Raw genomic sequence first — 256 nt, 5'->3', positions numbered from 1 at the left:
TTGTGCTCTACCGCGGCCGCAACGCAGACGCCGAAAAACTCTACCGGGAGATGCTCGCCTCTGGCGACAAACGGCCCGTCGTCTATGCCGGCCTCCTCGAAGCTGCGCGCTTCGAGAAAGAACCGCCGGAATATGCCGACATCGAAGCGATGGCCAAGGACGCAAAACACCCGCGCGTCGAACGACGCATGCTGCATTTCGGCCTCTCCGGCCTCGACCGACGGCTGAAGCGGGAAGAGAAATCCTTCGCCCATGC

Annotated in this window: 1 protein-coding gene; it reads left to right on the top strand. The window is 62.5% G+C overall.

The annotated features are described in order from the left end of the window. Nucleotides 1-256 (top strand): hypothetical protein (locus tag CH341_RS34995; protein WP_170149922.1); only part of this gene is annotated, 256 nt, incomplete at both ends.

The organism is Rhodoplanes roseus (assembly GCF_003258865.1).
Classification (GTDB): domain Bacteria; phylum Pseudomonadota; class Alphaproteobacteria; order Rhizobiales; family Xanthobacteraceae; genus Rhodoplanes; species Rhodoplanes roseus.
The sequence above is the reverse complement of the archived record's forward strand: the minus strand, read 5'-3'. Positions and strand labels throughout refer to the sequence as shown.